The 2,858-nt window shown below is 44.8% G+C and carries 3 protein-coding genes; all 3 read left to right on the top strand.

Features of this window, described 5'->3' with window-relative positions:
* On the top strand, positions 1 to 695 hold a 695-nt coding region (locus tag AC4MRV_RS21845; protein WP_491189374.1), incomplete at its 5' end, for a ribose-phosphate pyrophosphokinase.
* Positions 696 to 842: 147 nt separating this feature from the next.
* A complete protein-coding gene (pth, locus tag AC4MRV_RS21840) occupies positions 843 to 1,433 on the top strand; it encodes an aminoacyl-tRNA hydrolase (RefSeq protein WP_008075196.1) in 591 nt (196 codons plus the stop codon).
* 10 nt (positions 1,434 to 1,443) lie between these two features.
* Positions 1,444 to 2,535 carry a redox-regulated ATPase YchF gene (gene ychF, locus AC4MRV_RS21835; protein ID WP_491189373.1) on the top strand — a complete coding sequence of 364 codons (1,092 nt, stop codon included), beginning with the start codon at positions 1,444 to 1,446 and terminating at the stop codon, positions 2,533 to 2,535.
* Positions 2,536 to 2,858: the final 323 nt, after the last annotated feature.

Here is a 2,858-nt window from a genome sequence, read left to right as displayed (position 1 = left end):
GTATTACAGCAGTTATCCCTTACTTTGGTTACGCTCGCCAAGACCGTCGTGTACGCTCAGCTCGTGTGCCAATTACTGCTAAAGTTGTTGCAGATTTCCTTTCTAACGTTGGTGTTGACCGCGTTCTAACTATCGACCTTCACGCAGAGCAAATCCAAGGCTTCTTCGATGTACCTGTAGACAACATCTTTGGTACTCCGGTTCTTCTTGAAGATATGGAAGCTCGTGGCCTAGAAAACCCAGTTGTGGTTTCTCCTGACCTAGGCGGCGTTGTTCGTGCTCGTGCAACAGCAAAAGCACTAGGTGATATCGATATCGCTATCGTTGATAAGCGTCGCCCACGTGCGAACGTTTCTGAAGTAATGAACCTGATCGGTGATGTTGAAGGTCGCGATTGTGTGATCGTTGACGACATGATCGACACAGGTGGCACGCTATGTAAAGCAGCTGAAGCACTGAAAGAACGTGGCGCTAAGCGCGTATTCGCTTACGCGACTCACGCGGTATTCTCAGGTAACGCTGCACAAAACATTGGTAACTCAGTACTAGATCAAGTGATCGTAACTGACTCAATCACAATGCCTAAAGAGATGGAAGCGACAGGTAAAGTAACCACACTTAGCCTTTCTCGCATGCTAGCAGAGGCAATTCGCCGCATTAGCAACGAAGAGTCTATCTCTGCAATGTTCAACTAATCTAAGTATTAGTAAACGCATTCAAAAACACCCCTTATTGGGGTGTTTTTTTATTGGTACATATTAGAAAGCAAGCGCATCTCGCCCGATGTGAGATATCTGTGCTATCATATTGCGCTTTTTGAGATTCCAAGAGAGATCCTAACCTTGAGTCAACAGATCAAACTTCTTGTCGGCCTGGCCAATCCAGGACCTGAATACGCCAGAACCCGCCATAATGCAGGGGCTTGGGTAGTAGAAGAACTTGCACGCGTCCACAATATTACTCTGAAAAATGAAGCAAAATTTTTTGGTCTAACTGGGCGCATAATGATGAATGGTCAGGACCTTCGCCTGCTTATCCCAACAACGTTTATGAACTTATCTGGCAAATCTATCGCAGCATTAGCGAAGTTTTACCAAATAAAACCAGAAGAGATCATGGTTGCTCACGATGAGCTGGATTTACCTCCAGGTGTTGCTAAATTCAAGAAAGGCGGTGGGCACGGTGGACACAATGGCCTTCGTGACACTATTAGTAAACTAGGAAATTGCAAAGATTTTTATCGTTTAAGGATTGGTATTGGCCATCCTGGACACAAAGATAAAGTAGCAGGTTTTGTGCTAGGTAAAGCCCCTGCGAAAGAGCAAGAGCTTCTTGATGCAGCGGCGGATGAATCCGTTCGCTGTTTAGACATCCTTATTAAGGATGGCCTATCAAAAGCACAAAATCGTCTACACACGTTCAAAGCTGAATAAGGTTATTAACATGGGTTTTAAATGTGGCATCGTTGGTCTACCAAACGTTGGTAAATCAACTCTGTTCAACGCACTAACTAAAGCGGGCATCGAAGCAGCTAACTTCCCGTTCTGTACTATCGAGCCAAACACTGGCGTTGTGCCTGTGCCAGACCTACGTCTGGACGCGCTAGCGAAAATCGTTAACCCACAAAAGATTCTACCAACAACAATGGAATTCGTAGACATTGCTGGTCTGGTAGCGGGTGCATCACGTGGTGAAGGTCTAGGTAACAAATTCCTGGCGAACATCCGTGAAACAGACGCGATTGGTCACGTTGTTCGCTGTTTTGAAAACGAAAACATTGTTCACGTAGCAGGTAAAGTATCGCCAATCGAAGACATCGAGGTTATCAACCTAGAGCTTGCGATGGCAGACTTAGACTCTTGTGAACGTGCTATTCAGCGTAACGCTAAAAAAGCAAAAGGCGGCGATAAAGACGCTAAGTTTGAGCTAACTGTACTTGAAAAGCTGCTGCCTGTATTAACAGAAGGCGGAATGGCGCGCACAGTTGAGCTTGCTAAAGAAGAACTGGCGGCCGTTGGCTACTTAAACTTCCTGACATTGAAGCCAACAATGTACATTGCGAACGTCAACGAAGATGGTTTTGAAAACAACCCATACTTAGACGCGGTTCGTGAATACGCTGAAAAAGAAAACAATGTTGTTGTAGCTGTATGTGCGGCAATCGAGTCTGAGCTATCTGAACTAGATGATGAAGATCGTGAAGAGTTCCTTGCTGACATGGGTATCGAAGAGCCTGGCCTAAACCGCGTAATTCGTTCTGGCTACGATCTACTGACTCTACAGACTTACTTCACAGCGGGCGTAAAAGAAGTTCGTGCTTGGACGATCCCTGTCGGAGCGACAGCTCCTCAATCTGCAGGTAAGATCCACACAGACTTTGAAAAAGGCTTCATTCGTGCAGAGGTTGTTGGTTACGACGACTTTATCGAATTTGGTGGTGAAAGCGGCGCGAAAGACGCAGGTAAATGGCGTCTAGAAGGTAAAGAGTACATCGTAAAAGACGGTGACGTAATCCACTTCCGCTTCAACGTATAATATTCGCTCAAGTCATTGAGTTTAAAAGCCAGCACATAAGCTGGCTTTTTTATTATTTATGAATCGCAAATCAATTAAATATTCAATCTGCTGTCATTTTGTTATCAGTTTTCGATGATTAACACGCCTCTTTGTTTAAAAAGAAATCGAACAGTCCATTTATCTCGATTTATTCAAAAAAACTATTGACGGTTCTGGCTCAACTCAGCATAATGCGCCCCGTTCCCGACAAGACAACAGTCTCTGCAAAAGGAACAAACAACATGGTAATGGCTACGTAGCTCAGCTGGTTAGAGCACATCACTCATAATGATGGGGTCACA

This window comes from Vibrio sp., from assembly GCF_984391705.1.
The sequence above is the reverse complement of the archived record's forward strand: the minus strand, read 5'-3'. Positions and strand labels throughout refer to the sequence as shown.